At 40.7% G+C, this 24,279-nt stretch carries 25 protein-coding genes; 9 read left to right on the top strand and 16 right to left on the bottom strand.

The window, feature by feature from the left end:
• Nucleotides 1-20: 20 nt before the first annotated feature.
• Nucleotides 21-569 (bottom strand): DUF1599 domain-containing protein, encoded by a 549-nt coding sequence (locus QWZ08_RS18110; protein ID WP_290338926.1) that lies wholly within the window; start codon nt 567-569, stop codon nt 21-23.
• A gap of 55 nt (nt 570-624) precedes the next feature.
• Here QWZ08_RS18110 and folP point away from each other — a divergent pair, with 55 nt between their 5' ends.
• Entirely contained in the window at nt 625-1,455 is an 831-nt protein-coding gene (folP, locus tag QWZ08_RS18105) for a dihydropteroate synthase (protein WP_290338925.1), read from the top strand.
• A 22-nt stretch (nt 1,456-1,477) separates the two neighbouring features.
• Here folP and QWZ08_RS18100 read toward each other — a convergent pair whose 3' ends face one another.
• Nucleotides 1,478-3,286: an ABC transporter ATP-binding protein gene (locus tag QWZ08_RS18100; protein ID WP_290338924.1), complete on the bottom strand. Its 1,809-nt coding sequence runs from the start codon at nt 3,284-3,286 to the stop codon at nt 1,478-1,480.
• Nucleotides 3,287-3,537: 251 nt separating this feature from the next.
• Between QWZ08_RS18100 and QWZ08_RS18095 the strand changes: the two genes are divergently transcribed.
• Entirely contained in the window at nt 3,538-3,663 is a 126-nt protein-coding gene (locus QWZ08_RS18095; protein ID WP_290338923.1) for a hypothetical protein, read from the top strand.
• Nucleotides 3,664-3,760: 97 nt separating this feature from the next.
• Here QWZ08_RS18095 and QWZ08_RS18090 read toward each other — a convergent pair whose 3' ends face one another.
• A complete protein-coding gene (locus QWZ08_RS18090) occupies nt 3,761-4,759 on the bottom strand; it encodes a GRP family sugar transporter (protein ID WP_290338922.1) in 999 nt (332 codons plus the stop codon).
• A 25-nt stretch (nt 4,760-4,784) separates the two neighbouring features.
• Nucleotides 4,785-5,681, bottom strand: coding sequence for a ribokinase (rbsK, locus tag QWZ08_RS18085; protein ID WP_290338921.1), 897 nt, complete (start codon nt 5,679-5,681; stop codon nt 4,785-4,787).
• Nucleotides 5,682-6,234: 553 nt separating this feature from the next.
• On the opposite strand from rbsK, the gene QWZ08_RS18080 reads away from it, so the two are divergent.
• Nucleotides 6,235-6,714, top strand: a complete 480-nt coding sequence (locus tag QWZ08_RS18080; RefSeq protein ID WP_290338920.1) for an outer membrane beta-barrel protein — start codon at nt 6,235-6,237, stop codon at nt 6,712-6,714.
• A 112-nt stretch (nt 6,715-6,826) separates the two neighbouring features.
• Here QWZ08_RS18080 and QWZ08_RS18075 read toward each other — a convergent pair whose 3' ends face one another.
• The 6 genes from QWZ08_RS18075 to QWZ08_RS18050 form a co-directional block, all read right to left on the bottom strand.
• Nucleotides 6,827-7,168, bottom strand: a complete 342-nt coding sequence (locus tag QWZ08_RS18075) for a hypothetical protein (protein WP_290338919.1) — start codon at nt 7,166-7,168, stop codon at nt 6,827-6,829.
• A gap of 568 nt (nt 7,169-7,736) precedes the next feature.
• Complete coding sequence (locus tag QWZ08_RS18070) at nt 7,737-10,253, bottom strand: DNA gyrase/topoisomerase IV subunit A (protein WP_290338918.1); 2,517 nt, start codon at nt 10,251-10,253, stop codon at nt 7,737-7,739.
• A 12-nt stretch (nt 10,254-10,265) separates the two neighbouring features.
• Entirely contained in the window at nt 10,266-10,652 is a 387-nt protein-coding gene (gene gloA2, locus QWZ08_RS18065; protein WP_290338917.1) for an SMU1112c/YaeR family gloxylase I-like metalloprotein, read from the bottom strand.
• A 3-nt stretch (nt 10,653-10,655) separates the two neighbouring features.
• Nucleotides 10,656-11,465 (bottom strand): DUF1835 domain-containing protein, encoded by an 810-nt coding sequence (locus tag QWZ08_RS18060; protein ID WP_290338916.1) that lies wholly within the window; start codon nt 11,463-11,465, stop codon nt 10,656-10,658.
• A 78-nt stretch (nt 11,466-11,543) separates the two neighbouring features.
• Nucleotides 11,544-11,912, bottom strand: coding sequence for a four helix bundle protein (locus QWZ08_RS18055; RefSeq protein ID WP_290338915.1), 369 nt, complete (start codon nt 11,910-11,912; stop codon nt 11,544-11,546).
• Between the two features lie 67 nt (nt 11,913-11,979).
• Complete coding sequence (locus tag QWZ08_RS18050; RefSeq protein WP_290338914.1) at nt 11,980-13,887, bottom strand: DNA topoisomerase IV subunit B; 1,908 nt, start codon at nt 13,885-13,887, stop codon at nt 11,980-11,982.
• Between the two features lie 483 nt (nt 13,888-14,370).
• Here QWZ08_RS18050 and QWZ08_RS18045 point away from each other — a divergent pair, with 483 nt between their 5' ends.
• The 3 genes from QWZ08_RS18045 to QWZ08_RS18035 all read left to right on the top strand — a co-directional run bounded on the left by QWZ08_RS18045 (nt 14,371) and on the right by QWZ08_RS18035 (nt 17,492).
• Complete coding sequence (locus tag QWZ08_RS18045) at nt 14,371-16,116, top strand: tetratricopeptide repeat protein (protein ID WP_290338913.1); 1,746 nt, start codon at nt 14,371-14,373, stop codon at nt 16,114-16,116.
• Nucleotides 16,117-16,541: 425 nt separating this feature from the next.
• Nucleotides 16,542-17,048: a BON domain-containing protein gene (locus QWZ08_RS18040; protein ID WP_290338912.1), complete on the top strand. Its 507-nt coding sequence runs from the start codon at nt 16,542-16,544 to the stop codon at nt 17,046-17,048.
• Between the two features lie 27 nt (nt 17,049-17,075).
• Nucleotides 17,076-17,492, top strand: a complete 417-nt coding sequence (locus QWZ08_RS18035) for an SH3 domain-containing protein (protein WP_290338911.1) — start codon at nt 17,076-17,078, stop codon at nt 17,490-17,492.
• Between the two features lie 179 nt (nt 17,493-17,671).
• Here the strand turns inward: QWZ08_RS18035 and QWZ08_RS18030 are convergent, their stop codons facing one another.
• From QWZ08_RS18030 to QWZ08_RS18020, 3 genes are read right to left on the bottom strand one after another with little or no spacing between them, the layout of a single operon-like run.
• The gene (locus QWZ08_RS18030) at nt 17,672-19,105 is read right to left on the bottom strand and encodes an L-serine ammonia-lyase (RefSeq protein WP_290338910.1); all 1,434 of its coding nucleotides are present in this window, start codon (nt 19,103-19,105) and stop codon (nt 17,672-17,674) included.
• A 4-nt stretch (nt 19,106-19,109) separates the two neighbouring features.
• Nucleotides 19,110-19,604, bottom strand: a complete 495-nt coding sequence (locus tag QWZ08_RS18025) for an FKBP-type peptidyl-prolyl cis-trans isomerase (protein ID WP_290338909.1) — start codon at nt 19,602-19,604, stop codon at nt 19,110-19,112.
• A 16-nt stretch (nt 19,605-19,620) separates the two neighbouring features.
• Entirely contained in the window at nt 19,621-19,956 is a 336-nt protein-coding gene (locus QWZ08_RS18020; RefSeq protein ID WP_290338908.1) for a hypothetical protein, read from the bottom strand.
• An 84-nt stretch (nt 19,957-20,040) separates the two neighbouring features.
• Between QWZ08_RS18020 and QWZ08_RS18015 the strand changes: the two genes are divergently transcribed.
• Entirely contained in the window at nt 20,041-20,943 is a 903-nt protein-coding gene (locus QWZ08_RS18015) for a hypothetical protein (RefSeq protein ID WP_290338907.1), read from the top strand.
• A 70-nt stretch (nt 20,944-21,013) separates the two neighbouring features.
• On the opposite strand, the gene QWZ08_RS18010 is transcribed toward QWZ08_RS18015, so the two are convergent.
• Both QWZ08_RS18010 and QWZ08_RS18005 read right to left on the bottom strand, forming a co-directional pair.
• Complete coding sequence (locus QWZ08_RS18010; protein WP_290338906.1) at nt 21,014-21,559, bottom strand: YceI family protein; 546 nt, start codon at nt 21,557-21,559, stop codon at nt 21,014-21,016.
• 30 nt (nt 21,560-21,589) lie between these two features.
• Nucleotides 21,590-22,039: an OB-fold protein gene (locus QWZ08_RS18005; RefSeq protein ID WP_290338905.1), complete on the bottom strand. Its 450-nt coding sequence runs from the start codon at nt 22,037-22,039 to the stop codon at nt 21,590-21,592.
• A gap of 325 nt (nt 22,040-22,364) precedes the next feature.
• On the opposite strand from QWZ08_RS18005, the gene QWZ08_RS18000 reads away from it, so the two are divergent.
• Nucleotides 22,365-23,366, top strand: a complete 1,002-nt coding sequence (locus tag QWZ08_RS18000) for a fatty acid desaturase (protein WP_290338904.1) — start codon at nt 22,365-22,367, stop codon at nt 23,364-23,366.
• A 74-nt stretch (nt 23,367-23,440) separates the two neighbouring features.
• The gene (locus tag QWZ08_RS17995) at nt 23,441-23,668 is read left to right on the top strand and encodes a CDGSH iron-sulfur domain-containing protein (RefSeq protein WP_290338903.1); all 228 of its coding nucleotides are present in this window, start codon (nt 23,441-23,443) and stop codon (nt 23,666-23,668) included.
• A 5-nt stretch (nt 23,669-23,673) separates the two neighbouring features.
• Here QWZ08_RS17995 and QWZ08_RS17990 read toward each other — a convergent pair whose 3' ends face one another.
• Nucleotides 23,674-24,267, bottom strand: a complete 594-nt coding sequence (locus QWZ08_RS17990; protein ID WP_290338902.1) for a pentapeptide repeat-containing protein — start codon at nt 24,265-24,267, stop codon at nt 23,674-23,676.
• Nucleotides 24,268-24,279: the final 12 nt, after the last annotated feature.

Here is a 24,279-nt window from a genome sequence, read left to right as displayed (position 1 = left end):
CCGATTATTTTCCGCACGGATTATCTTGAATGTTTTCCCTCTTCAATCAATATCATGGCAAAAACGGCATAGTTCATAATGTCATAATAATTGGCATCAATACCTTCACTCATGATGGTGGCCCCTTTGTTCAATAAAATTTGTTTGATGCGCAACAGCTTTGTCAGTATAAGGTCTGCAAAACTTTCCTGGCTCATTTCCCTCCAGGCTTCTCCATAGTCATGATTTTTGTCCTGCATCAACTTTTTTGCTATAGCTATTTTCTGATCGTATAATTTAGCAACTTCTTCCAAAGGGAGATCTTCTGTTTCATCAGTTTGTTTGTCAAGCTGAATTAAACCAATCACAGCATAGTTTAATATCCCTTTGAATTCACTTAAAATATCATCGCCTATTTTCTGCTCCCCTTTTTCCTGTATAGTGCGGATGCGTTTGGCCTTTATATAAATCTGATCGACTACTGAAATGGTACGGTAAACCCGCCATGATGTGCCATAGTCTTTTGTTTTCTTTAAAAAAATGTCCTCGCATGTTTTTATCGCTTCGTCGTACTGCTCGTTTGTGTTCATTGTTTGCGGAATGTATCTACTTTTGTTAATTGTCAAAAATACTTGTTTCTGCCTGATGTACACACTTAACTGCAAAGGAAAATTATTGGTCATTGAAAAACCGCTGGTGATGGGGATCCTGAATGCAACGCCTGATTCTTTTTATGACCAGTACCCCGAAAAAAGTTTAGCAGCTATCCTAGCGGTGGCAGCAGAAATGATCAGTGAAGGCGCCAATATACTGGATATTGGCGGGCAAAGTACACGGCCCGGAAGCAGCACCGTTTCAGCAGATGAAGAAACTGCAAGGGTACTCCCGGTAATACATGCGCTACTTGAAAGATACCCGGATATTATTTTATCTGTCGATACATTTTACAGCCAGGTAGCCGCTGCTGCTGTGAACGCGGGCGCCGTTATTGTGAATGACATCAGTGCTGGGAATATGGATGCCGCCATGTTGTCCACGGTAGCAGGTCTGCAGGTTCCGTACATATGTATGCATATGCGGGGGACTCCCCAAACCATGCAGCAGTATACAACCTATGATGATATTGTTAAAGAAGTACTTGATTTTTTTATTCATAAATTAGAAGAATGTACCAAAGCAGGAATTAAGGATATTATTATTGACCCTGGTTTTGGTTTTGCCAAAACAATACAACAAAATTTTACCTTACTAAAACATCTGGATGTCTTCAGGATGCTGGATAAACCAATACTGGCAGGACTTTCGAGGAAAAGCACGGTATACAAAACGCTTAATACAACTGCGGCTGAGGCACTGAATGGAACCACTGTTTTGAATACGCTGGCTCTTGAAAACGGAGCAGGTATTTTAAGGGTGCATGATGTAAAGGAAGCAAAAGAGGTGTGCGCACTTGTTGAAAAATATAAACATGCTTAATGTTTGTGTATTACATAAAGAGCTATTGATATCCCTTTGCCTGCAGGTTAAAAAGTTCGGCATAGCGACCGTTATTTTTTAGCAAGCTATTGTGGTCACCAGACTCCAACAGTTGACCTTTTTCCAGCACAAGAATTCTGTCGGCCATACGTACTGTTGAAAACCGATGGGATATCAACACCGCTGTTTTTCCCCGGGTTAGTTCTGTAAATCTTTCAAACACTTCGTATTCGGCTCTTGCGTCAAGGGCCGCCGTTGGTTCATCCAAAATCAGTAACTGCGCTTTTTTCATATAAGCCCTTGCCAGCGCAATCTTCTGCCACTCTCCTCCGGAGAGTTCTACACCCTGATTAAACCGTTTGCCCAGTGCCTGCGCATATTTACCAGGAAGTCTTTGCACCATTTTGTCTGCCAGGCTTTGTTTGGCTGCGTGTTCAATTAGTCCGTTGTTTTCCTTTTCAGCAATGTTGCCGACCGCGATGTTTTGTGATACCGTCATCTGGTAACGGATATAATCCTGGAAGATAATGCCCACTTCTTTTCGCAATTCGGTAAGGTCATATTCTTTCAGGTCATGATTATCCAGTAATATCCTTCCTTCCGTCGGATCATATAATCTTGCCAGGAGTTTAACCAGCGTTGTTTTGCCTGCCCCATTCTCCCCCACCAGGGCTAATTTTTCACCAGCGTGGAGCGTAAAACTCAGGTGCCGGTTTGCCCAGCGGTCTGAATGATGATATTTAAACCCTACATCTTCAAACACAAAACCTGTTTGTATAGGATTTGGAAAAGGCCTTGCATCAGGGGACAATTTAATTTTAGGTTGGATTTCAAAAAAATCAAAAAAATCTTTCAGGTAAATAGCACCCTGGGATACAGCAGTAAAGCGGGAAAGAATGGTTTCCAGCAAACTCCTCAGCTGTCGGAAAGAACCGGCGAGAAAAGTCAATGCACCAATAGATTGTTTGCCCGTAATGGTAGTAGCAATAATAAAAATGTAAGCCCCGTAATAGCCGGCGCTGCCCAAAATAGCAAAGATGGTTCCCCATAATGAACGCTTTACTGATAGTGCTTTGTTATCCTTATAAAACTGATTGGACAACTGCCGGAAACGGTCGGTAAGAAAATTGGAGAGATTAAATATTTTTACCTCTTTGGCTGTTTCGTCACTTGCCCCGATATACCTGATATAGTCCAGTTCCCGCCGCTCAGGAGTTTGTCTTCGGTTGAGCGAATAATTTTTATCATTGAAATAAGCCTCTCCTAAAAACGCCGGTATCACGGCAACAATCAACAGCAGTATCAGCCAGGGATTAAAAACAACGAGTCCTGCGGCAAGGAAGAGCATGGTTATCAGGTCCTGTACCTGGCCTAATACCTGCGATAACAGGATCGTGCGCCCTGCAGTTTGCTGGCGGGCCCGTTCCAGTTTATCGTAAAATGTGGAATCTTCAAACTGGTCGAGGTCCAGTGTAGCAGCATGTTTCATTATCCGGATGCTGGTGAAGTTACTAAACAGATCGCCCAGTAAACCGTCAACCAGATTGGTAGCCCGTGTTAATGCATCTGATAAAATAGCCAGCCCAAATTCAATTGCCACCAGCCGCCATAAAAAAGTATGTGGTACCGCAGTGGTGCTATGGGTCAGCAACACCACTTCGTCGATAATTAATTTCCCGGTGTACAAAATGGCCAGGGGTATAGCGGATCTTATAACCCGAAGCGCTATACTGCAACTCGTAAGTAACCTGCTTGTTTGCCACACAAGTTGAAAAAATGAAGGGAGATTACTGAGTGCGGAAAAGCGTTCTTTTAAACTGATAGCGGCCATATATATTATTGAGGATGTAAAACTAACGCAACTTAATTGCGTGATGACTTTTCACCCGAAAATACCAAATGCTAAAAAAAACAAAAAATCGGCTGCATTAAAATGTGCCCTGTAAACCTGCAGACTATTTTCCTGTCTTTAATACAAACAACGCATAATTATGAAAATTTACTACTACAAAAGACAAAACAAATGGTTGTAAAATTTCAGTAAAGGCAAACAACATTCCTCAATAATTAAAACATTTTATCATGAAAAAGATCTACGAAAAAATTTACAGCAGTTCAAAAAAAGAGTTAGGAATTAAAGCATACGGTATGTTGATTACTACCCTTTCCGCGGCTTACCTGGTAGCCTACATTTTTCTAGTACATTAGCAGACATAATATGGGAAAAGAACAGGCAATTAAATTGCTTGCGTATAAGGTTATGCAAGCTGGATTTTTAAAAAAACTATGGCAATTGGCCATCTGCTTATTTGGAAAATATTATCATCGTTAGTCCGGCGATGTATAAAAGTAACATTACGTTTAACAATTTTTTTGTACCGGCAGGCGCTTTGTCAAATTCCTTCCAAACGTATATACCCCAAAGCGCAGCAATTACGGTAGCTCCCTGTCCTAACCCATACGATACGGCTGGCCCGGCTTTACCTGATGCAATGATACTAAGGCTCATGCCAATGCTCCAGATTGCGCCGCCAGCGATACCTACCAAATGATCTTTACCTAAACCTTTAAAATAACCGGCAAACGACACGGGTTCCCCGGTAAAAGGCTTTTTCATTTGTAAAGTGTTGAATAAAAAACTGCTTATAACAATACCAGTTGAAAAAATTACCAATGCAGTGTACGGCGTTAACTTTCCGGGTTCCGGATCAGTAAAATTAGTTACCATAGAACTGGCCACATATTTATAAAACAGGCCCATCAGGCAACCACTTATTACTGAAAGCAGAAGGCCTTTTTCTGACAGTTTTATGGCAGCACCTGCTTTTAATTTTTGGTAGGCGCGTGCATTTAAAATAATGGCTAACGATATTAGGGCTACGCCGCTAAAGATTAATAGAGGGTTACCTTGCGGCACGGCAATATAATTTACAATTACCCCCAGTACCAACGCAATACCGATGCCTACAGGAAAGGCAACCGACATGCCAGCAATGCCGATAGCCGCTACCAGTAAAATATTGGCAAGGTTAAAGATAACTCCGCCTGCAAATGCAGCAAATAAACTGGCCGGTTGGGCCTGTTTCAAATCCTCCATAAAAGCTCTTCCGTGGCTGCCACTGCTGCCTAATGTAAAAGCAAGCACCAGGGTGGTAAGCAAAATCCCAAAACCATAATCCCAGTAAAATAGTTCGAACCTCCAGCTGGCGCTGGTGAGTTTTGTTGTATTGGCCCACGAACCCCAGCAGAGCATGGTAATAACGCAGAGGAATATCGCTAAGCCGTAATTTTCTACAATAAACATACTATTGTTTTTATTTATTAATTCATTACAAGCCAAGTTCGCTTCTATATGGCACAGATGCCTGTGCACCCAGCCGCGTTACAGAAACGGCCGCAGCATTTACGGCAAATTGTACAACTTTTTGCCAGTTCATATTTTCTGTGAGCGCCACCGTTACAGCGCCGCTGAATGTATCGCCTGCAGCAGTAGTATCAATCGCATTTACTGTTGGTGCTGGTATCGTAAATGCCTCTTCCTTGTTTTTAAAATAAGCGCCTTGACGGCCCAGTGTTATGATTACGTTTTGCACATCTTTGTCCAACAAAATACCTGCAGCTTTTGACGCAGAAATGGTATCTGTTACTGTTATGCCGGTTAAAAATGCCACCTCCGTTTCATTGGGTGTAATTAAAAACAGGCCTGATATTAATTCATCCGGCAACAACATTGCAGGTGCAGGATTCAATATTATTCTTTGTCTGTTTAACCTCGCTTTATTTACAACGGCAGAAATTGTAGTCACAGGTATTTCCAGTTGCATCAGTATAATTCCGGCCTCATGCAGCGAAACTTTTTCAATATCTGCAGGCTGCAGGCAGGCATTGGCACCGGGTGCAACTGCAATACAATTCTCTCCTTCGTGGTTTACAATAATCAACGCAACGCCTGATGGGGACTGTTCATCTGTAAAGACAAATTTTGTATCAATATTTTCTTTCTGCAGGTCCGCAACAGTTTGCCTGCCGAAAATATCGTTACCAACTTTTGCAACAAAGGTAACCTCTCCTCCCAACCGGGCCGCTGCCACTGCCTGGTTGGCACCTTTTCCTCCCGCGTTCATAAAGAAGGTGCCGCCTAAAACTGTTTCGCCGGGAAATGGTAATGTGGCACATTTTACAACCATATCAGTATTGGCGCTTCCTATGACAATTATTTTTTTCATTACAATTTTGTATTTAGGCTGGTTTAGATCAAAGACTTGAAAGGCATCGCAAAACTCAGTGTAATATTGCTTCTGTTAACCGCATCAACAGCACCCAAACTATAAGTTGAAGCATTTATTTAGCCAGTGTTTATCGAAGGGTGAAGGATATAAACCTCCTGAAAATGTGCAATCGATTTTATTAATGGCGGAGACTTGCTAAAAATTGAAGATAAGCTTTTATGTAAAAATCACGATTACCCGACTTTAACAATATGCTTCCTTTTTTTAAATTATCTACCGGCACTGTCACCTTTAATACTATCGGCGTTATGGTTATGGAATGAAAGAGATGGCAATAGTAAATAGAGTTTCAAACATCAGAAAGGAAGGCTTATAGCCGTACAATTTTAGACCTGCATATCCCATATACAACAGCATACAATCAATACACTTATTGATAGTACAATCCAGTGGTCGAAAAGAAATGGTAATATAACCGGGATTATTGTTTTTTGCTTAATATTGCTTTTCAGATTAAAATCTAATTTCTTAAACCAACTTGAAAACAAACATGAAAAAACTTTTCTTCGCAGCAGTCTGCATGATCACAATCACCACAACTAAAGCACAAAAATCTGATCTTAAATTCCAGGGTGGAATCAACGTAGGTATTCCAGCACACAACCTGGGTGGAACCTCATTGGGACTTGGTTTAGATCTGCTGGCTCATTACAGCCTTTCACCGCAAGCCGCCATCACAGGCGACGTTGGATACACTGCCTTGTTTGGCAAAAATGGCGCAACAACTACTAATTTAATCCCTATCAGAGCCGGGCTTCGTTTTTATCCTTCTGACAACTTTTTTGTCGCTGGCAAGATAGGCGCCGGCTTCATCTCCAACAGTGGATCAAGCGTTACAACCACGGCTTACTCGTTTGGCATCGGATATAAAATTGACACAAAGCTTGAATTGGGTGCATCTTATGATGGATACAGTAAAGATGGAACGGTAGGTTTAATCAATCTCCGTTTAGGCTATTTTTTTAACTAGGTAATAAAATAATTTAACAAAAAATCCCGTGAATGGTTTCACGGGATTTTTTGTTCCTAAATGGATAAAAGTATTAATTGATAGGGGCACTAATCATTTCTTAAAATAACGTTTAGTGCTTGCCATGAGGTCCTTTTTTGCCACCCCTGTTACCATGGTCATGTTCTCTTTTCTTAACTTGTCCCGGAGCATAGTCGGTTGCAGAACCGCCATAAATTTTCTTCGCCTGGCCGGGTGGTAAATTTGTTCGCCGGCTTCTTCTTGTGTATACCCTGTCGTCGTCTCTTCTTTCGTCATTCCTTCGGTCTTCGCCCCGTATAATATTGGGAAGACTTGCTGTGTTGTTGGTGGGTTTAGATTTCTTTGGTCCGGATCCGGGAATTACGTCGTAGACACTTTTTTGTGCTGCTACATTAATTGCCCCAAATAATAAAAACGAAAAAATTGCAGCCATTGCGGCTTTTTTGCATTGTGTTGCGTGGTTATTCATATCAGAGGTTTTGTTTTCAATAGTGCAGGCAATTACTTTGCCAGAAATACAGGTGGATTGAATCGTTTTGTACCAGTAAAGGATTATAACGTGTAAAGGAGTTAAATATTTTTGTTCCGAAAGTAAAATATGTCATATGTAAATATGGAGACGGTAAATCCAGTCATGGGTTTGACCAGGTAGCCATTCAGCCACTGAGCCGGTTTAAACAGCATACAAGGTATTTTTTCCCCGAATGCTTCAAATAATCAGACGGGTAGGTATATGGCTGTTTAAGGTTATATTTTATTGCCGCCCCTTGCTGCAATAATAATTCGCTGCTTTTATCAGCACATTTCCTTCGAACTACCGCAAATCAACACAGGCAGCTTAGCTATTTTCTTCTAATTTTTGTTATATAAATGCTGCTGGTTTTACATATGCCAGGGATTTAAATTTGCAGCTCCGGATTTGAAAGTTTTGCCCAAAGCTGCAAAAGTACAAGAGGGCGACGCAACAATGTACCACAAAGTATCTTCAGCCCGGACAAAAATTAAAACAGCTCCGGCTGCGCATTTTCATCATCGATCTTTTTCTCCCACTCCATTTCCACGCTTTTAGAATATTCTGTAAGCTTGGCTCCGACCGCTTTCCAGCCCATTACTTCCACCATATTCTTTACTTTGAATTTGGCGCTGCGTACCAGTTGCCCACGGCCGGTTCTTACAATCAGCAACGGTTCATCGTCTGTCGTTACCATTTCCAGGCGGTTGTCTTTGCCTTCCTTGATGAAGAAGAACTTACTTTTTAATGTGGTCGTTTCAATTTTAAAACGCTTGATATTATACTGCAATTTTTCATTGTCCAGGTACACAGCCGTAACAATTTTGTCCGCTTTAAACTTCTCTATAAGTAATATCTTTTCGGGGTCAAAACGTTGCGTTAACTCCTGGTCTGTGATCTCGTAATTGCCATCGTTGTAAATAACGAGAATTCTGTCTTCTGCATCAAACTTGCCAAGGTACTCCCCTTTTTCTTCAGTATTCAAACGACCGAACTTATTATCAAACCAAAGCTTTTTAGCATCCAGCGTTGACTTGCCGGCTTCCTTAAACTTAACTGACTTTATAGGATATTTTGTTACCTGGTTGCCGATGCTGCTACGGCCTTTTATTTCAAGTTCTTCAAAATAAAATTCCAGTTCTTTTTTCTTGGCAGTGCAATTGGGACTTAACACAATCTTTACCACTTCCGCCTCGCCGTTTGGATTCGCTGAAAAATAATGCACCCGGCTTTTTTCTGCCCCTTTGGTAAGATCGTATTCCTTATCTCTTGTGATCCCTGTTACATTAAAACGCTTGGCGTAAGTAACACCCGTTTTTCCGTCCACATACACCAGGTTATAAGTGGTACGTTCATCATTTTTTTGGAAGACTGCAACATGGATAATGTCTTTACCAATAAATATTTTATCGGATACCCTCACTACTTTCATGATACCGCTTTTTGTAAAAGCAATGATGTCATCCAGGTCGGAAACCTCCGCAACAAATTCATCTTTTTTAAGTCCTGTGCCTATAAAACCATCCGCATAATTTACGTAAAGCTTAATATTGGCAATGGCTACGCTCTTGGCCTGTATGGTATCAAACTGCTTGATCTCTGTTTTACGCTCGCGGCCTTTACCATATTTTTTTAACAGGTTTTCATAGTAGGCTACGGCAAATTCCGTCAGGTGTTCCAGGTCGTATTTAACCTGTTTGATATCGCCTTCCAATCCTTTTATCTGCTCATTCAGTTCATCAATATCCAGTTTGTAAATGCGGCGTACAGGCTTCTCCGTTAGTTTAACGATATCTTCCCGTGTAATTGGCCGGCGCAGCAATTTTTTGAATGGTTCAAAGGCTTTGTCAATTGCCGTAAGCACCTTTTCCCAGGTCTCGTGTTTCTTCTCTAACTCTTTGTATATTTTTTCCTCAAAAAATATTTTTTCAAGCGAAGTGTAATGCCATTTTTCCTGCAGTTCGTTGAGCTTGATTTCAAGCTCTCTTTTCAGCAGGTCTTTTGTGTTATCGGCCGACACCCGTAATAATTCCGGCACGCCTAAAAACTGCGGACGGTCTTTTACGATTACACAGGCATTGGGTGAAATACTGACTTCACAATCTGTAAACGCATACAAGGCATCAATGGTAATATCAGGCGAAATCCCCGGTGCCAGTTCAATGATGATTTCAACTTCAGCAGCCGTATGATCATTTACTTTTTTGATTTTTATTTTTCCCTGGTCTGTGGCTTTTACAATACTCTCCATCAGCTGGGTAGTAGTAACGCCATAAGGCACACTCCTGATCACCAGTGTTTTTTTATCCAGCTCTTCAATGATGGCCCTTACCCTGATTTTACCGCCGCGTTTACCATCGTTATAGTTGCTGGCATCCATGGTGCCGCCGGTTAAAAAGTCCGGTAACAGCTCAAACTTTTTGCCTTTTAAATATTTGATGGAAGCATCTATGAGTTCACAAAAATTGTGAGGTAAAATTTTAGTTGCCAGCCCCACCGCGATACCTTCGGCACCCTGTGCCAGCAGCAGGGGAAATTTCATCGGCAAGGTTACCGGCTCATTTTTTCTGCCATCATAACTCAGCGCCCAGTCGGTGGTTTTATTATTGAACGCTACTTCCAGCGCAAATTTGCTGAGCCTTGCCTCAATGTACCTTGGCGCCGCCGCATCATCGCCGGTACGTACATCGCCCCAGTTTCCCTGGGTTTCAATCAGCAGGTCTTTTTGACCCAGGTTTACCAGTGCATCACCAATACTCATGTCTCCATGCGGATGGTATTGCATCGACTGCCCGATGATATTGGCCACCTTATTGAAACGACCGTCATCCATTTCCTTCATGGCGTGCAGGATGCGGCGCTGTACCGGTTTTAAGCCATCTTCAATGGCGGGTACCGCTCTTTCCAATATTACATAACTGGCGTAGTTTAAAAACCATGTTTTGTACTGCCCGCCAATACCACTGTCTGTGTGTATGTAGTCTTCTTTATTTTTACTTGTTGCCATTGTTATTTCCCCTTATACTTCATACAATTCCAGCGGCTGCCCGTTGGGATCGTAAAAAAAACAAAACTTTTTATTGGTTAATTCATCCACTCTTATACCTTGTACATCTACTCCTCTGCTTACCAGTTCATCCACAGATGCCTCAATATTTTCCACGGCGAACGCCAGGTGCCGCAAGCCTTTTTGTTCCGGAAAAGAAGCCCGTTCCTTAAAGTCCGGAAAAGAAAATAATTCAATTTGGTATTGCCCGTTGATGGTTAAATCCAGCTTGTATGATTTCCTTTCTTTCCGGTATGTTTCGGCCAATATTTTAAAACCCAGCACCTCGGTATAGAACGTCTTGCTGCGCTCATAATCGTCGGTTAAAATGGCTATATGGTGAATGGCTTTGATGTTCATCGGTTATCCTTTTGTTTTTATTTCAAACTCTTTCATGTTGCCCACCTTGCCTTGTACATCAAATATATCCTGCCCGATCAGCACTTTCAAACGCCACAACAGATAAGCATCACCGGTAGTATGTTTAGCTTTGCTTGCATACTGATGTATAATTTTAGAGGCCTTTTGCCAGTCGGGTGTAATCAATTTTTTTAACTCAGCATCATAAAAATCATAGTCTTCCTGGGCCAGCTTTTTACCACCTTCCAGTAAGCGGATGCCTTTGTTTTCGTTGCATAGTTTGGTCCATTCGTCCGGGTCAACTTCAAACTCACTCAGGGTTATTTCCCGGGCAAGTTTTTTCGCTTTCAAAAATTCCTTTGCCGGAATTTCGTGTAACCAGTTGGGGTAAAAGATATTTCCCTTTTCATTGATGAAAGGCAAGTTGTTGAGGTATAAAATAAACACCCGGCCCTGGAACTCCTGCATGTATTTCAGCAACCAGTAATAGCCACTCACATCGTGTTTGTTTTGTGCAGCCCAAATCCAGATGATTTCTTCTTCATTCCTCCTCATCGTGCCAACCAGTTCGGCAACGGTTTTATAGTCATCTACGTCACCACTGTCAGCTTTGCCATCATAATCGCCACCAGCCAGTACTTCCCGCCACCATTGTTTACGTGCTTCAATACCTTCGCCTACATAGATATTATTCAGTGGGCCAACTGCATAATCATCTTTTATCTGCACTACTTCTCCCTGCAGGCTTTCATCCAATGCGATGGCTTCTTTTATAACTTTTATATCTGCTTCGTTAAATACAATATGAATCATGATTTTAATTAAGAATTAATAATTAAAAATTAATAACTCTTTTGTTGTTTGGAGTGTATAATTTTAAAAAAGTTTTCATTATCCTTCCGGCATTTGCTTATATTTTGTCGAATTTAAAATTGCTGTTAGAATTTTAATTATTTCTTCGCAATCGCTAATAAAAGATTCTGCAAGTTTACTTTCCTGTAATTCACTTTCTTTCATAAGTCTTAACCAATATCTTGTTTCTCTTGCTTCCCTATATGCTATCTCCAATTTATGTGCAAAGTCCTTTATGGATGATCCGCCAACTGATTCCTCAACATTGGGCCCAACCGAAGTTCCGCTTCTTAATAATTGCAAACACAAATCTCTTTCAACTTTGGTCTCTTTCAAATGAACAAACAGCTTAACAATCCGCAAACTGAATTGAAATGATTTATCAAGAATGAGGTTGTCATTTTTCATACACCAATTAATTTATGAACTGACCGTTGTTAGAATAATTATTAATTATTAATTTTTAATTAACCAACTACCCTTCCAACACCTCTTTCCCATCCTCCACCAAATCAATTTCCAGTTGCAAATTATCGATGATAAATTCCTGCCTGGTTGGTGTGTTCTTACCCATATAATATTCCAGCAATTGCTGAATATGCGTATCAGGTAACATCATCACCGGCTGCAGTTTCATATCGCGGTTTATAAAACGGGCAAACTCTTCCGGGCTAATTTCTCCCAATCCTTTAAAGCGGGTGATCTCTGGTTTACTGCCCAGCTTTTTTATTGCTGCCTGTTTTTCCGTGTCGTCGTAACAATAAATCGTTTCCTGCTTATTGCGTACACGAAACAAGGGCGTTTCCAAAATATATACGTGGCCATTCTTCACCAGATCAGGAAAAAACTGCAGAAAAAATGTCATCAGCAACAAACGAATGTGCAGTCCATCCACATCAGCATCTGTAGCAAAAACAATGTTGTTGTAGCGCAGCGTTTCATAACCTTCTTCAATATTTAGTGCATGTTGTAACAGGTTGAATTCTTCATTCTCGTACACTACTTTTTTGGTAAGCCCGTAGCAATTTAATGGTTTACCACGCAAGCTAAAAACTGCCTGGGTATTCACGTTTCTTGCCTTGGTAATGCTACCGCTGGCACTGTCGCCCTCGGTGATAAAAATGGTACTTTCCTTTTGTTTTTCTAAAATATTGTCCTTGTCTTTTCCGCTAGCCTCGTCATTATAATGAAACTTGCAATCCCTTAATTTTTTGTTGTGCAGGTTGGCTTTTTTTGCACGTTCATTGGCCAGTTTGCGAATGCCGGATAATTCTTTCCGCTCCCGTTCGTTTTGCTCGATGCGTTTTTTTAAAGCTTCAGCAGTAGCGGTGTTTCTATGCAAAAAATTGTTGAGCTCTTTGCCCAAAAAATCACCTATGAAGTTGCGCATGCTTGGGCCGCCTTCATACACATTTTGAGAACCCAGTTTTGTTTTTGTCTGGCTCTCGAAAACCGGTTCCTGCACCCTTACCGAAATGGCAGCGCAAATGCTGCCGCGTATATCCGCCGCATCATAATCCTTCTTATAAAAATCACGGATGGTTTTTACATAACCTTCCCTGAAAGCGGCTAAATGTGTACCACCCTGTGTAGTAAACTGACCGTTGACAAAACTGTAATATTCTTCCCCGTAAGCATTCTCATGGGTTAGCGCCAGCTCAATATCTTCTCCTTTTAAGTGTATAATCGGGTAGCGAATTTCGTCTTCATTCGTTTTGCGTTGCAACAAATCCAGCAGGCCATTTTTGCTTACATAGCGCTTGCCATTCAGGTTCATGACCAAGCCTGCGTTGAGGTAGCAGTAATTCCAGAACTGGTTGTCTAAATATTCCTGCACAAAATGGAAATTTTTAAAAATGGTTTCATCGGGGATGAAAGTTACAAATGTGCCGTTGTCTTCTTTGGTGACTACTTCCTTGTGTTCTTTTATCAAAACGCCTTTTTGAAATTCGGCAGTCTTTTCTTTGCCTTCACGATATGCAGTTACTTTAAAATAATCACTTAAAGCATTTACCGCTTTAGTACCCACACCATTCAACCCAACACTTTTTTGAAACGCTTTACTATCGTACTTGGCGCCGGTATTTATTTTGCTCACCACATCCACCACCTTACCCAGCGGAATACCACGGCCATAGTCTCTCACTGTTATCGTTTTCCCGTCAATGGTAACATCCACATGTTTGCCATACCCCATGGTATGTTCATCAATACAATTGTCAATAACCTCTTTCATCAGCACATACACGCCATCATCAGCACTACTGCCATCGCCGAGTTTACCAATGTACATTCCCGGCCGTAAACGGATATGCTCTTTCCAATCCAGGCTCCGTATAGAGTCTTCATTGTAATCAGCCGCAACTTTTTCTTTTTCTGCCATTATATTTTTTTTGTCCTACGGTTGTTTTCCAATCAGCAATCTTGCGTCTCCTCCGCCGCGGCGAAACGCACTCCTATTACATACTTCAAATACCAAAGCGGGCCGCAAGCTACTAATTTATTTAGTATTTTTAAACAAAGGCAAATATAAGTAAAGCGGAATAGAGAAATTGCCAAGGGTTTTTAACACCTGTGTATAAAATAAATGTTCTGTACACAATTTTACGTGGCAACCGTAAACAGTCAATTTTTTGATGATAACTGGCTGGCTACGGTGGCCTGAAGTTTTCAGTAAGCAGAAAGCATGATAGTCAGATCTGCTATGGCGCCGCAGCGATTTCTATCAACAATTCATGCCCGGTTAATTGATTTGAAATGATGAAATCACCAAACATTTATTTTTATGATAAATAATAAAATGTATTTTGTTTATTCAACGGGTAACATATTCAATAACAGCTGTTCGCATTTTAAATACCAAATCATGCAAAAGAAAATATTGTTAGCAATAACTTTTACAGGATTACTCTTTTTATCGGCATTTAAATATTTACCCCGTCCCGAAGCCGGTCAACCGAAATTTATTTCCAGGCATGAGGCGTTGAAAAACATATTCATCTTACAGTGTTCGCCAGACTGGAATCATTTAAATAGCGATAGTCTTGCGAAGGGCATTTCTATGTTAAACGGATGGGGCAACTACCAATGGCCTATCTCATCCAGAAACGACAGTGCTCAGCTATTCTTTCAGCAGGGCATAAACATGTATTATTCTTTTCACATCGTTGAGGCTATGGCTTCTTTTAAAAAGGCTGGACAGTTTGATAGCACGAATGCCATGATTTGGTGGGCACAGGCCCTGGCTTATGGTCCCAATATCAATGACTATGCATATTCCGCAACTCCGGAAGCTTTCGCCGCTGCACGCAAAGCGATGGTCTTAGCGGAAGGTTGTACTGCTAAAGAAAAAGACCTGATAAAAGCTATGAATATCCGCTACACAGCCGATAGTACAACCAGCAGGACGATATTAAATCAATTGTATGCAACTGAAATGCGAAAAGCATATCTCCAATTTCCAAACGATGCAGATATAGCGGCGTTGTATGCGGATGCCATGATGAACCTGCATCCCTGGGATTACTGGCAAGACAATGGTGACGCCCAACCATGGACGCCACACATACTGGAAGTACTCGAAAAAACCCTGCGGCTATCGCCCCTTCATCCAGGTGCCAATCACTATTATATTCATGCGGTTGAAGCATCTGCTAATCCGCAGCGTGCGCTAAACAGCGCTCACCGGTTAGCGAAGATGATGCCTTCTGTTTCACACATGGTACATATGCCATCACACATTTACATCAGAAGTGGGATGTACAATGAAGGCGCCAGGGTTAACGAATTATCGTTAAAGGGATATAAAGAATACCTGGCTGCTTACCCGGACGTTGCAAACAGCGCACCGCTTTATCTAATCCACAATTTGCATATGCAATCGGCCTGCGCCATGCTTGGCAAAGGTTATACTTACAGCGCAAAAAGTGCAACTGCGTGCAGGGAAAGCTTTGACAGCACTTACATGTCCATGCCAGCCCCCTTGGGCACTTTTATGCAGTATATCTATATGACGCCAATGATTAATGATATCCGTTTTGGTAAATGGGATGCAGTTTTAAATGCACCCCATTTACCTGAAAAATATGTATACGCAAGTGTTTTGGCACATTGGGCAAAAGGTATTGCGCTGGCACGAACAAACGAGATTGCAAGGGCGAAGAAGGAATTAAACTGGTTGCAAACAAACATGCTACCCGGGGACATGTTGGTAGTAATGCAACCCTTCAACGCTCCCGCTGATGCCGCAAAAGTGGCTGAAAAATTACTGGCGGGTATTATTGCTGAACAGGAAAATAATTTCGGCCCGGCCATACGATTGTTTACAGAGGCGGTAGACAATGAAGCGGAGTTGATTTATAATGAACCCAGGGATTGGTTGCTGCCTGCAAGAGAATACCTGGGAGCAGCACTTTTAAAATCCGGCTCGTTTAGAAAAGCCGAACATGTTTTTAAAGAAGATTTAAAAGAAAACCCCAACAATCATTGGGCGTTAAAAGGATTATACGAGTGTTTGCAGAAGCAACAAAAGTCTGCAGATGCAGCCTTGGTTAAAAAACAATTGAACGCCAGTGTAACCGTTGATACAAAGGACTTGCCAGTGGTGTTTTAGTGATATTTAACCCTAAACAAACTGAATGCAGCTGGTGATTTGTATTACATGATTTTCAGGTTTCAATTGCGCCGGCCAACTTATTCACAAACCCTTTTCGTATTTTTTCCCGGCAACGCTGTGGAATTGATACAATCACTTTAAGAAAAGCAGGCGTTTCCACAACATTTAGGCCCATATAATTTTACCTGCTGCTGTTGATATATCGATCTAACACGCGGACTGATGTGTAATTTAAATGTGGTACAAAAATTGACAGAAGAACTTGATGTTAAATACTGATAAACAATATCGTTACGCATACTATTAAAATCCATGCTTTTATTGCACCAATAAAAAATTACCATTAACTTGTCAAATAAACATAATAATATCTTTCTTTTTACCTTTCTTTGAACATACATTTTAAACGAAAAATTACAACCATGAAATTGACAAAACTATTAATGGCCATTGCCATTATAACAACGGTAAGCTTTGTAAGCTGTAAACCGAAAGACGCAGACATTAAAGCCGCGGTGGAAGCCAAATTAAATGCCATGCCTGATATGATAAAAGGCGCAACAGTAGACGTAACCGATGGTGTAGCAACATTAGGTGGCGAATGTAAAGATGACATGTGCAAGACAGAATGCGAAAAAGCGGCCAAAGAAGTAAAAGGTGTAAAATCTGTGGTTGCTAATTTCACACTCCCCGCACCACCGCCGCCGGCAGTTGCCCCTCCAGCTTCGTTAACCACAACCCTGGATGCTGCAGCTCAGCAAAAAGTAAAAGACGGCTTAAAAGACATCAAAGGTGTTACCGTAACATTTGAGGGAGATAAGGCGGTATTGACTGGTGATGTAAGCAAAGCGGACAGGATGAAAATTATGCAGATGCTGGCTGCTGCAAAAGTAAAATCTGATGTAAGTAAGTTAGGAGACAAAAAATAATTACAATATACTTAAAACGATAATAAAATGGCACTTCAGGAAAAATATGCAGAGTTGATACAATCAGCCACCACTATAGGTGTAGCCAACCTGGCTGTTGCAGAACAGGACGGCGTGTTGCATGTAAGCGGCACAGCAAAAAGTACGGCTGATTATGATGCACTATGGGCATTGTACAACAAAATTGACCCTAACATGGCAAGTGGCGATTTGATGATGAATATTGATATTAAGGCAGATGCAGGAGCTCAGCTAAAAGTAACAACCGATTCAACCAATCTTAATATCAGAAGTACCCCCACTACAGAAGGCGCTATTGTTGGTAAGGCTGCACATGAAGAAATTGTTACACTTGTTGAAAAAACAGACGACAGCTGGTGGAAAATTAAGACAGCCAATGGCGAAGAAGGATATGCTTATGCCCAGTATCTTTCTCCATTGTAATACATACCGGAGCAATTAATTCGAAGAGGCTGTATTGGCAATTGTCATACAGCCTCTTTCTTGTATTGATCCACGCAAAGAAATTAATTCAGATTGTGGCTCCGGCATGACATTGTTAATCAGATACAATTAAATTTATCAGCTAATTTAACAGCAGGTAAGCTATGGACTATACCCTCCTAGCATTCACTTAAACTAATGGGAATATTGATGGCCAGGCCACCGTCTGAAGTTTCCTTGTATTTACTATTCATGTCCAGGGCCGTATCCCACATGGTCTTTATTACTGCATCAAGACTCACTTTTGCATAATCCGGAGTGCTTTGCAATGCAAGCTGGCTGGCGGTTATAGCTTTGATGGCGCCCATTGTATTTCTCTCAATGCATGGTATTTGCACCAGCCCCGCAATGGGATCGCAGGTTAGGCCCAGGTGATGTTCCATGGCTATTTCGGCCGCCATTAAAGTTTGCTTTTGTGTGCCGCCCATACACTCAGTTAATGCTGCCGCAGCCATAGCACTGCTTACTCCAATTTCTGCCTGGCATCCGCCCATCGCCGCAGAGATAGTTGCCCCTTTTTTAAAGATGCATCCCACTTCACTAGCAGTCAGTAAAAAGCGAATAATTTTATCTTCGGTATTGCCATCACAAAAAAGAATATAGTATTGCAGAACAGCCGGTATTACCCCTGCAGCGCCGTTGGTTGGCGCTGTTACAACCCGTCCGAAAGAGGCATTTTCTTCATTCACCGCAAGGGCAAAACAACTTACCCAATCCAGTATGTATTTAAAATTATTGCCGCCTTGCCTGATGGCCGCAATCCAGCCATCGTAATCGTTGTAACTGCGATCCAGCAATAATTTTTTATTTAAATTAAAGCCCCGCCGTTTTACAAATAACCCGCCGGGCAAATTGCCCTGCGTATGGCAACCGCGGTACATACATTCTTTCATCACATTCCAAATCTGCAATATTCCTTGTTTAGTTGCCGATTCGGGCCGCCAGGCGTTTTCATTTTCCATAACCACTTCACTTACATTCATACCGGTACGTATGCACCAATGCAAAAGATCTTCGGCAGTATTGATTGGAAAAGGTAAAACAGTTTCATTTTTTTCATCGGGTGAAAAACCTTCTTTTATAACGAACCCACCACCCACAGAATAGTAAGTTTCGGCAAAGGTATAACCGTTGTGCAGGGTCACTAAAAAACTCAGCGCATTGGGATGAAACGGTAATGATTCTGTAATTAAAAATTCGATATCTTCCTGGGGATCAAACTCAATTTCATGGCGTCCATGCAGCAATATCTTTTTCATATTGCGGATATCATTCATTTTGGCCGTGATATTATCCACATCAAATGTTACCGGATCTTCACCACACAAGCCCAGCTGAACTGCAATATCCGTACCATGCCCGATGCCGGTTTTCGCCAGTGAGCCATACAACAACACTTCGATATTCTGCACCTGTTGCAGCAGGTCTTTTACTGTAAGAGATTCTAAAAATTGCAGGGCAGCCTTCCAGGGCCCCAGTGTATGACTGCTGCTTGGCCCTACGCCAATTTTGAACATATCAAATACTGAAATGGCTTCGTGGCGCAAGGTCATTTTTTTATTGAACTTCTAAAAGCTCGATTGTAAAAACAAGGTTAGAATTTGGAGGGATAGCTTGCCCGGAACCACTGGCTCCATAACCCAGTGATGGTGGAATGTAAAGCGTGATGGAACCGCCTGGTTTGATCAATGGAATGCCGTACTTCCATCCTTCAATCAACTGCCCAAGCTGAAATGTAGTACCGGTTGTATTTTGGTCAAATGGTGTGGTGGTCGTAAGTAATCTGCCCATATACTTAACGGTTACATACGAACATACGACTGGTGTTACCGTCCCGCTGCCCTGTTCGGTGATGTGATAAAAAATTCCACTCGGGTGTGCTGTGTAAGTAATAGAGTTGGAATCCAGGTAAGCTTTTAAACTGGCAATTTCGGTGGCACTTGCCACTGCAGTAGGCGCCTTATAGTTGCATGTGTAAGAAGAGGATGATTTGTTGCAGGCCGTTAACAATAACAAAGGCAAAACCAGTAGAAGCAAGATCTTTTTGTGCATGTTTTTTAAATTGGTGTTAGTTGATTGTTTGTGTTTTATTTTGTTTAGACTTTATTTCATTGTAGAGTTGTTCATTCATTTCCCATTTATACTGCATGCGGAAATAGGCGTAAAAAATAATGATAATCATCATTGCAATTATAATTGTAATAAATGCTCCTGGTGAAGTTGCGGACATCTTCATATACCAGGCCGGCGCAAATAAACGCACAACTATTACTGAAAGAATGATAGGCAAACCAAATAAAAAGGCCATCGGCAAACCGCGGCCTATCTTACTGGCAAAAGTATTTTCACTGTCCCTTACCCCCTCCCAATAAGTCATAAATTGCTTGTCTTTTTCACTGATCATGCGGCAAAGTTAACCAATAATTAAGTTGTTGTTTTGCTAATTGAGCAATATTAGTTAGGTTTGTTTTAGCCAAATATCTTTATTTTGAAAATAGAACAGTTAATTGTACAGTTTTTATACGTTCATAAACAGGTTTCCCTTCAGGGCATTGGTACCATTAAATTAAAACCCAATGTAATTTTACCCACCGAGGGTGATAAAGATTATGTGATGCCTCCCGATGCCTTTTCTTTTGAGTATAATTTAAAAACCGGCCAGGATGAACAGCTGGTAAATTATATAGTTGAACACACCAATAAAATAAAGCCACTGGCATCATCTGATTTAGAAAGTTACGCCATACTGGCCAAACAATTTTTAAACATCGGCAAGCCATTGGTTATGGAAGGTGTTGGCAGCATTCAAAAAAGCCAGCAGGGCATATATGAGTTTTTTCCGGGACAATTGATCACCCCAAAAATTGGCGATATCCCTAAATTACCGAAAGAGAAGAAAGAAGATGTTGTTTCTTATGAAACCGAAGTACCTGCTTCAAAAAATAATAAAGGGTTATCCATCGGCCTGGTTATAGCAGGTGTATTATTGGTTTCCATGGTAGCATACTATTTTTTGGTTCTTCAGCAACCTTCAACAGCACCACCGGTGACAGAAATACCGGTTGAGGTGCCTGCAAAAAAAGATACAGTTACAACTTTAAAGGCAGTTGATTCAACAAAAAAGGATTCATTGGTAACTACCATTGTTCCCGCCGTTACAAAAACAGACAGCACTACTTTTAAAATTGTATTGAAAGAATATTCGTCAGAACAGGCCGTTCAAAAAGCTTATAACCGTCTTACGAGTTATGGCCATAAGTTAATAATCTTAAAAGCTGATTCTGCCAGGTTTAAACTGATGCTGCCATTTTATAAACCATTATCAGATACTGCTATTGTAAGAGATTCAATTAAAGAATTTTTTGGCGGAGCCCCCTACGTGCAATTGTAAAAACGAATTTTAAAAAAGTAAGGCGCATGTTTTGTCTACAGGCGCCTTACTTTTTTAATTGTTATCCAGCTTAGTTAAAACTTACTGCAACAGAAACTTTGGGTTCCTTATTCACTTTGCCAGCTTCGATGGCTTTGCCTGTGATGCCGTAGTCATCTACTTTAACAACAAAGGCTGCCGTAGCAGAAATCATTTTGCCTGTTACAACTATTGTTCCTTTGGTACTAATTGTTTTAGTCACACCATGAATAGTCAGGTCGCCGCTTACCTCCGCAGGATAAGTGCCATCTTTACTAAAATTAACAGCCGCCAAATTCGTTATTTTCCCCTTGAAAGTCGCAGTGGGAAACTTATCTGAATCAAGCCAGTTAACGCTGTTGAAATGTCCCTGCATCATGGGGTTCACAAAAGAGAAACTTTTGATAATCGCTTCAAATGCTATTCCGCCTGTTTTGGGGTCCAAAGCTGCTACTACTGTTTTATTCTCAGCCCTTGGCAAAGCATCCAGGCTGGTTGTGGCATCAAAACTTATTGTACCAGAGGTGGTTGTTCTTTTTTGTGCAAATACACTTGCTCCGGATATAAGCAGTGCAAAAATCAGGGTTGTTTTTTTCATCGTACTTTATTTTTCTTGATGGTTAAATGCTTATTTACTTATAGCACATCTTTTAAAAGTAATGTACTCCGTTTCCAATATTTCGCTGTAAGCGCCTCCGCTGCAGGATCCCTTTACCGATAAACTATCACCAGCCTTTACCCTTCTTGCATTAGCAAGATGCTGTTGTTGAAAAGCAAAAATAACATAAGATCCTGTGCTGTCGGCCATTTTAATGTTTACCGTTGTATCCGCCGGCTCTACTGCTGTTACAATCCCGGTAACTTCAATCATTCTTTCTGCATATTTTTTATTAGCAAGACTGTCACTTTTCTTAAACTCTGCTATCAGGTCCTGCGCTGACATTGTGTAATCAGCCTTCTCTTTACGGGTATCCCCAAATTTTTCTGTAAAAAGATACCATAACACTCCCCCACCGGCGAGTGCAATTAGCAAAACTGCGATCAAAATATTTTTACGCCTGGTTTTACTGATGACCATGATAATATTTTTAAGTTCGTTTTGTTCAAATATACAATGAGAGCACAATGAAATTTTAAATCAAATAATATTTTATGTTAAAATTCTGCACCCACTCACATGAAGACGTTTTTAAAATTTAATTTATTGTTGTTGCCACTGCGTTCCGGTTGAAAAACCGAACTTTTTTAATTCCTTTTTGTTATTGCGTAAATGTTGATTTATGGCAGTTTGAGATATATGATTGCGTATAAATACTTACATTGCGCAAGTATTACAAGTTTGACCACAAAGACGGCTTATACATTTTTAAATTAATAATACGCCTGTATAATTTTTTTCTCTTATGACTCAAAAAAACTCGTTTGTATTTTCAAATACTTCTGAACCCCATCGTATCAGGACAAAGGAAATACTAAAAAGCCACCCTGACATCAGAAACTTGATTGGTAAAAATCCTTCCACTATTTTCGTAATTATCGGCCTGGTTGCACTGCAAATTGTTATGGCATGGCTGGTGGCCGACAAATCCTGGTGGATTGTTGCGGGTGCCGCTTATTTGATCGGTGCTTTTGCTGATCATGCTTTATTTGTGATGATACATGAATGCGCTCACAGGCTATTGTTTAAAAAGCCGGAAGCCAACAGGCTGGCTGGCATACTGGCAAACATTCCCCAAATTTTTCCAAGTTCTGTTTCCTTTGAAAGGTATCATATCAAGCACCACTCTTTTCAGGGAGTACACGAACTGGATGGTGATTTGCCAAATAAATGGGAAGCTAAACTGATAAATAACTACTTTATTGGAAAGGTCATATGGCTCTTATTTTATCCATTTTTTCAAATTTTTCGTATTGCCCGTCTAAAGGAAATTAAACCTTTCGACGGCTGGGTAGCTTTAAACTGGGCTGTTCAGATCGCTTTTGTGGTTGGTATCTCTTTTTTACTCGGGCCAAAAGCAATTGCATTTTTACTGATGAGTTTCTTCTTTTCAGTTGGTCTGCACCCACTTGGAGCAAGATGGATACAGGAGCACTATTTAACACACGGCGAACAGGAAACATACAGCTACTATGGTGTATTGAATACAGTGGCGTTTAATGTTGGATATCACAATGAACACCATGATTTCCCTTCTATACCATGGAACAAGCTGCCACAAATCAGGCAAGGCGCTCCTTCGTTTTACAACAGTTTATATTACCACACTTCATGGACAAAATTATTCTTCCGTTTTCTTTTTGATAAAGAAATTTCTCTTTACTCCAGGATTGTAAGAGCGAATCGCGGTAAGGTAAAACTTACGGACGAATCGAAACCAGATATAGAACTGGTAAACCATAATTGAGTAGCAGGATATGCTATTTCAGGGGTATTAATTTCTGTTTAACTTTTTTCATTTAATTACACATCAGCAGCTGCATGGCTAGTACAAAAATTACCGTTAATAATAACGGCTCTCTTAAGATAGAAGGTGATTTTGAAATAGTAGACAAAAGTGGTGCAGTCTACCACCTGGGTGGCAGAGAAATTATCTCAATTTGCCGTTGTGGTTTATCCAAAAATAAACCCTTTTGCGACGGCTCGCACAAAGGACATTTTGAACATGAAGCGGTTGCTTTTGATCTTCCTCCCAAAAAGCAGGATTAAATTGTTTACAGTTCCTGATCTACCAAAATAATATCCAGGCTATGTAAGAAAGAAAGCGCTTGGGGAAGGCTGAATTTTGCTTTTTTTGTTTTATTATTTTGCAGGTTGATACTGTAGTTGGTGGCGTTCACAAAATTGGCCTGAGACATATCTGTGTTTATAAAAATCGCATTCCTTAAATCTGTTCCGGCAAAATTCGATTGAATAAGGTTGCAGTTAGTGAAATCTGCTTCATCAGCAATACAATCTATCATCTGCATTTTCTTTAAGTTTTTGCCGTAAAAACTGCTGTAACTTATTCTTGAATTTTTAAAGTTGACAGACAAAGGATTGGAAGCGGCATGCCACACAATACCAATTGCTTTTGAACCATTGATCTGTGTATTGCTGAATGCAGTTTCCTTCAATTTGATCAGGGACAAGTCACATTCTTCAAACACACAATTTTCAAAATTGCAATCCTCAAAAACAGATCCTTTTAAACTGCACTTGTAAAAGGTGCGATGGTCAAAATACCTGCCGGTAATTGTTTTTTCTTCCGAGGTAATATTTTTAAATTTTTTTTGGTGATGGGCCGTTTCCTCTTCGCTCGTTTTCATAAAAATATTTTA

It is taken from the genome of Ferruginibacter paludis (assembly GCF_030409685.1).
GTDB lineage: Bacteria > Bacteroidota > Bacteroidia > Chitinophagales > Chitinophagaceae > Ferruginibacter > Ferruginibacter paludis.
The sequence above is the reverse complement of the archived record's forward strand: the minus strand, read 5'-3'. Positions and strand labels throughout refer to the sequence as shown.

What these genes read in the sequence shown, in the direction of transcription:
- QWZ08_RS18110 (WP_290338926.1), bottom strand. Translation starts at nt 569, where the DNA reads ATGAACACAAACGAGCAGTACGACGAAGCGATAAAAACATGCGAGGAC.
- folP (WP_290338925.1), top strand. Translation starts at nt 625, where the DNA reads ATGTACACACTTAACTGCAAAGGAAAATTATTGGTCATTGAAAAACCG.
- QWZ08_RS18100 (WP_290338924.1), bottom strand. Translation starts at nt 3,286, where the DNA reads ATGGCCGCTATCAGTTTAAAAGAACGCTTTTCCGCACTCAGTAATCTC.
- QWZ08_RS18095 (WP_290338923.1), top strand. Translation starts at nt 3,538, where the DNA reads ATGAAAAAGATCTACGAAAAAATTTACAGCAGTTCAAAAAAAGAGTTA.
- QWZ08_RS18090 (WP_290338922.1), bottom strand. Translation starts at nt 4,759, where the DNA reads ATGTTTATTGTAGAAAATTACGGCTTAGCGATATTCCTCTGCGTTATT.
- rbsK (WP_290338921.1), bottom strand. Translation starts at nt 5,681, where the DNA reads ATGAAAAAAATAATTGTCATAGGAAGCGCCAATACTGATATGGTTGTA.
- QWZ08_RS18080 (WP_290338920.1), top strand. Translation starts at nt 6,235, where the DNA reads ATGAAAAAACTTTTCTTCGCAGCAGTCTGCATGATCACAATCACCACA.
- QWZ08_RS18075 (WP_290338919.1), bottom strand. Translation starts at nt 7,168, where the DNA reads ATGGCTGCAATTTTTTCGTTTTTATTATTTGGGGCAATTAATGTAGCA.
- QWZ08_RS18070 (WP_290338918.1), bottom strand. Translation starts at nt 10,253, where the DNA reads ATGGCAACAAGTAAAAATAAAGAAGACTACATACACACAGACAGTGGT.
- gloA2 (WP_290338917.1), bottom strand. Translation starts at nt 10,652, where the DNA reads ATGAACATCAAAGCCATTCACCATATAGCCATTTTAACCGACGATTAT.
- QWZ08_RS18060 (WP_290338916.1), bottom strand. Translation starts at nt 11,465, where the DNA reads ATGATTCATATTGTATTTAACGAAGCAGATATAAAAGTTATAAAAGAA.
- QWZ08_RS18055 (WP_290338915.1), bottom strand. Translation starts at nt 11,912, where the DNA reads ATGAAAAATGACAACCTCATTCTTGATAAATCATTTCAATTCAGTTTG.
- QWZ08_RS18050 (WP_290338914.1), bottom strand. Translation starts at nt 13,887, where the DNA reads ATGGCAGAAAAAGAAAAAGTTGCGGCTGATTACAATGAAGACTCTATA.
- QWZ08_RS18045 (WP_290338913.1), top strand. Translation starts at nt 14,371, where the DNA reads ATGCAAAAGAAAATATTGTTAGCAATAACTTTTACAGGATTACTCTTT.
- QWZ08_RS18040 (WP_290338912.1), top strand. Translation starts at nt 16,542, where the DNA reads ATGAAATTGACAAAACTATTAATGGCCATTGCCATTATAACAACGGTA.
- QWZ08_RS18035 (WP_290338911.1), top strand. Translation starts at nt 17,076, where the DNA reads ATGGCACTTCAGGAAAAATATGCAGAGTTGATACAATCAGCCACCACT.
- QWZ08_RS18030 (WP_290338910.1), bottom strand. Translation starts at nt 19,105, where the DNA reads ATGACCTTGCGCCACGAAGCCATTTCAGTATTTGATATGTTCAAAATT.
- QWZ08_RS18025 (WP_290338909.1), bottom strand. Translation starts at nt 19,604, where the DNA reads ATGCACAAAAAGATCTTGCTTCTACTGGTTTTGCCTTTGTTATTGTTA.
- QWZ08_RS18020 (WP_290338908.1), bottom strand. Translation starts at nt 19,956, where the DNA reads ATGATCAGTGAAAAAGACAAGCAATTTATGACTTATTGGGAGGGGGTA.
- QWZ08_RS18010 (WP_290338906.1), bottom strand. Translation starts at nt 21,559, where the DNA reads ATGAAAAAAACAACCCTGATTTTTGCACTGCTTATATCCGGAGCAAGT.
- QWZ08_RS18005 (WP_290338905.1), bottom strand. Translation starts at nt 22,039, where the DNA reads ATGGTCATCAGTAAAACCAGGCGTAAAAATATTTTGATCGCAGTTTTG.
- QWZ08_RS18000 (WP_290338904.1), top strand. Translation starts at nt 22,365, where the DNA reads ATGACTCAAAAAAACTCGTTTGTATTTTCAAATACTTCTGAACCCCAT.
- QWZ08_RS17995 (WP_290338903.1), top strand. Translation starts at nt 23,441, where the DNA reads ATGGCTAGTACAAAAATTACCGTTAATAATAACGGCTCTCTTAAGATA.
- QWZ08_RS17990 (WP_290338902.1), bottom strand. Translation starts at nt 24,267, where the DNA reads ATGAAAACGAGCGAAGAGGAAACGGCCCATCACCAAAAAAAATTTAAA.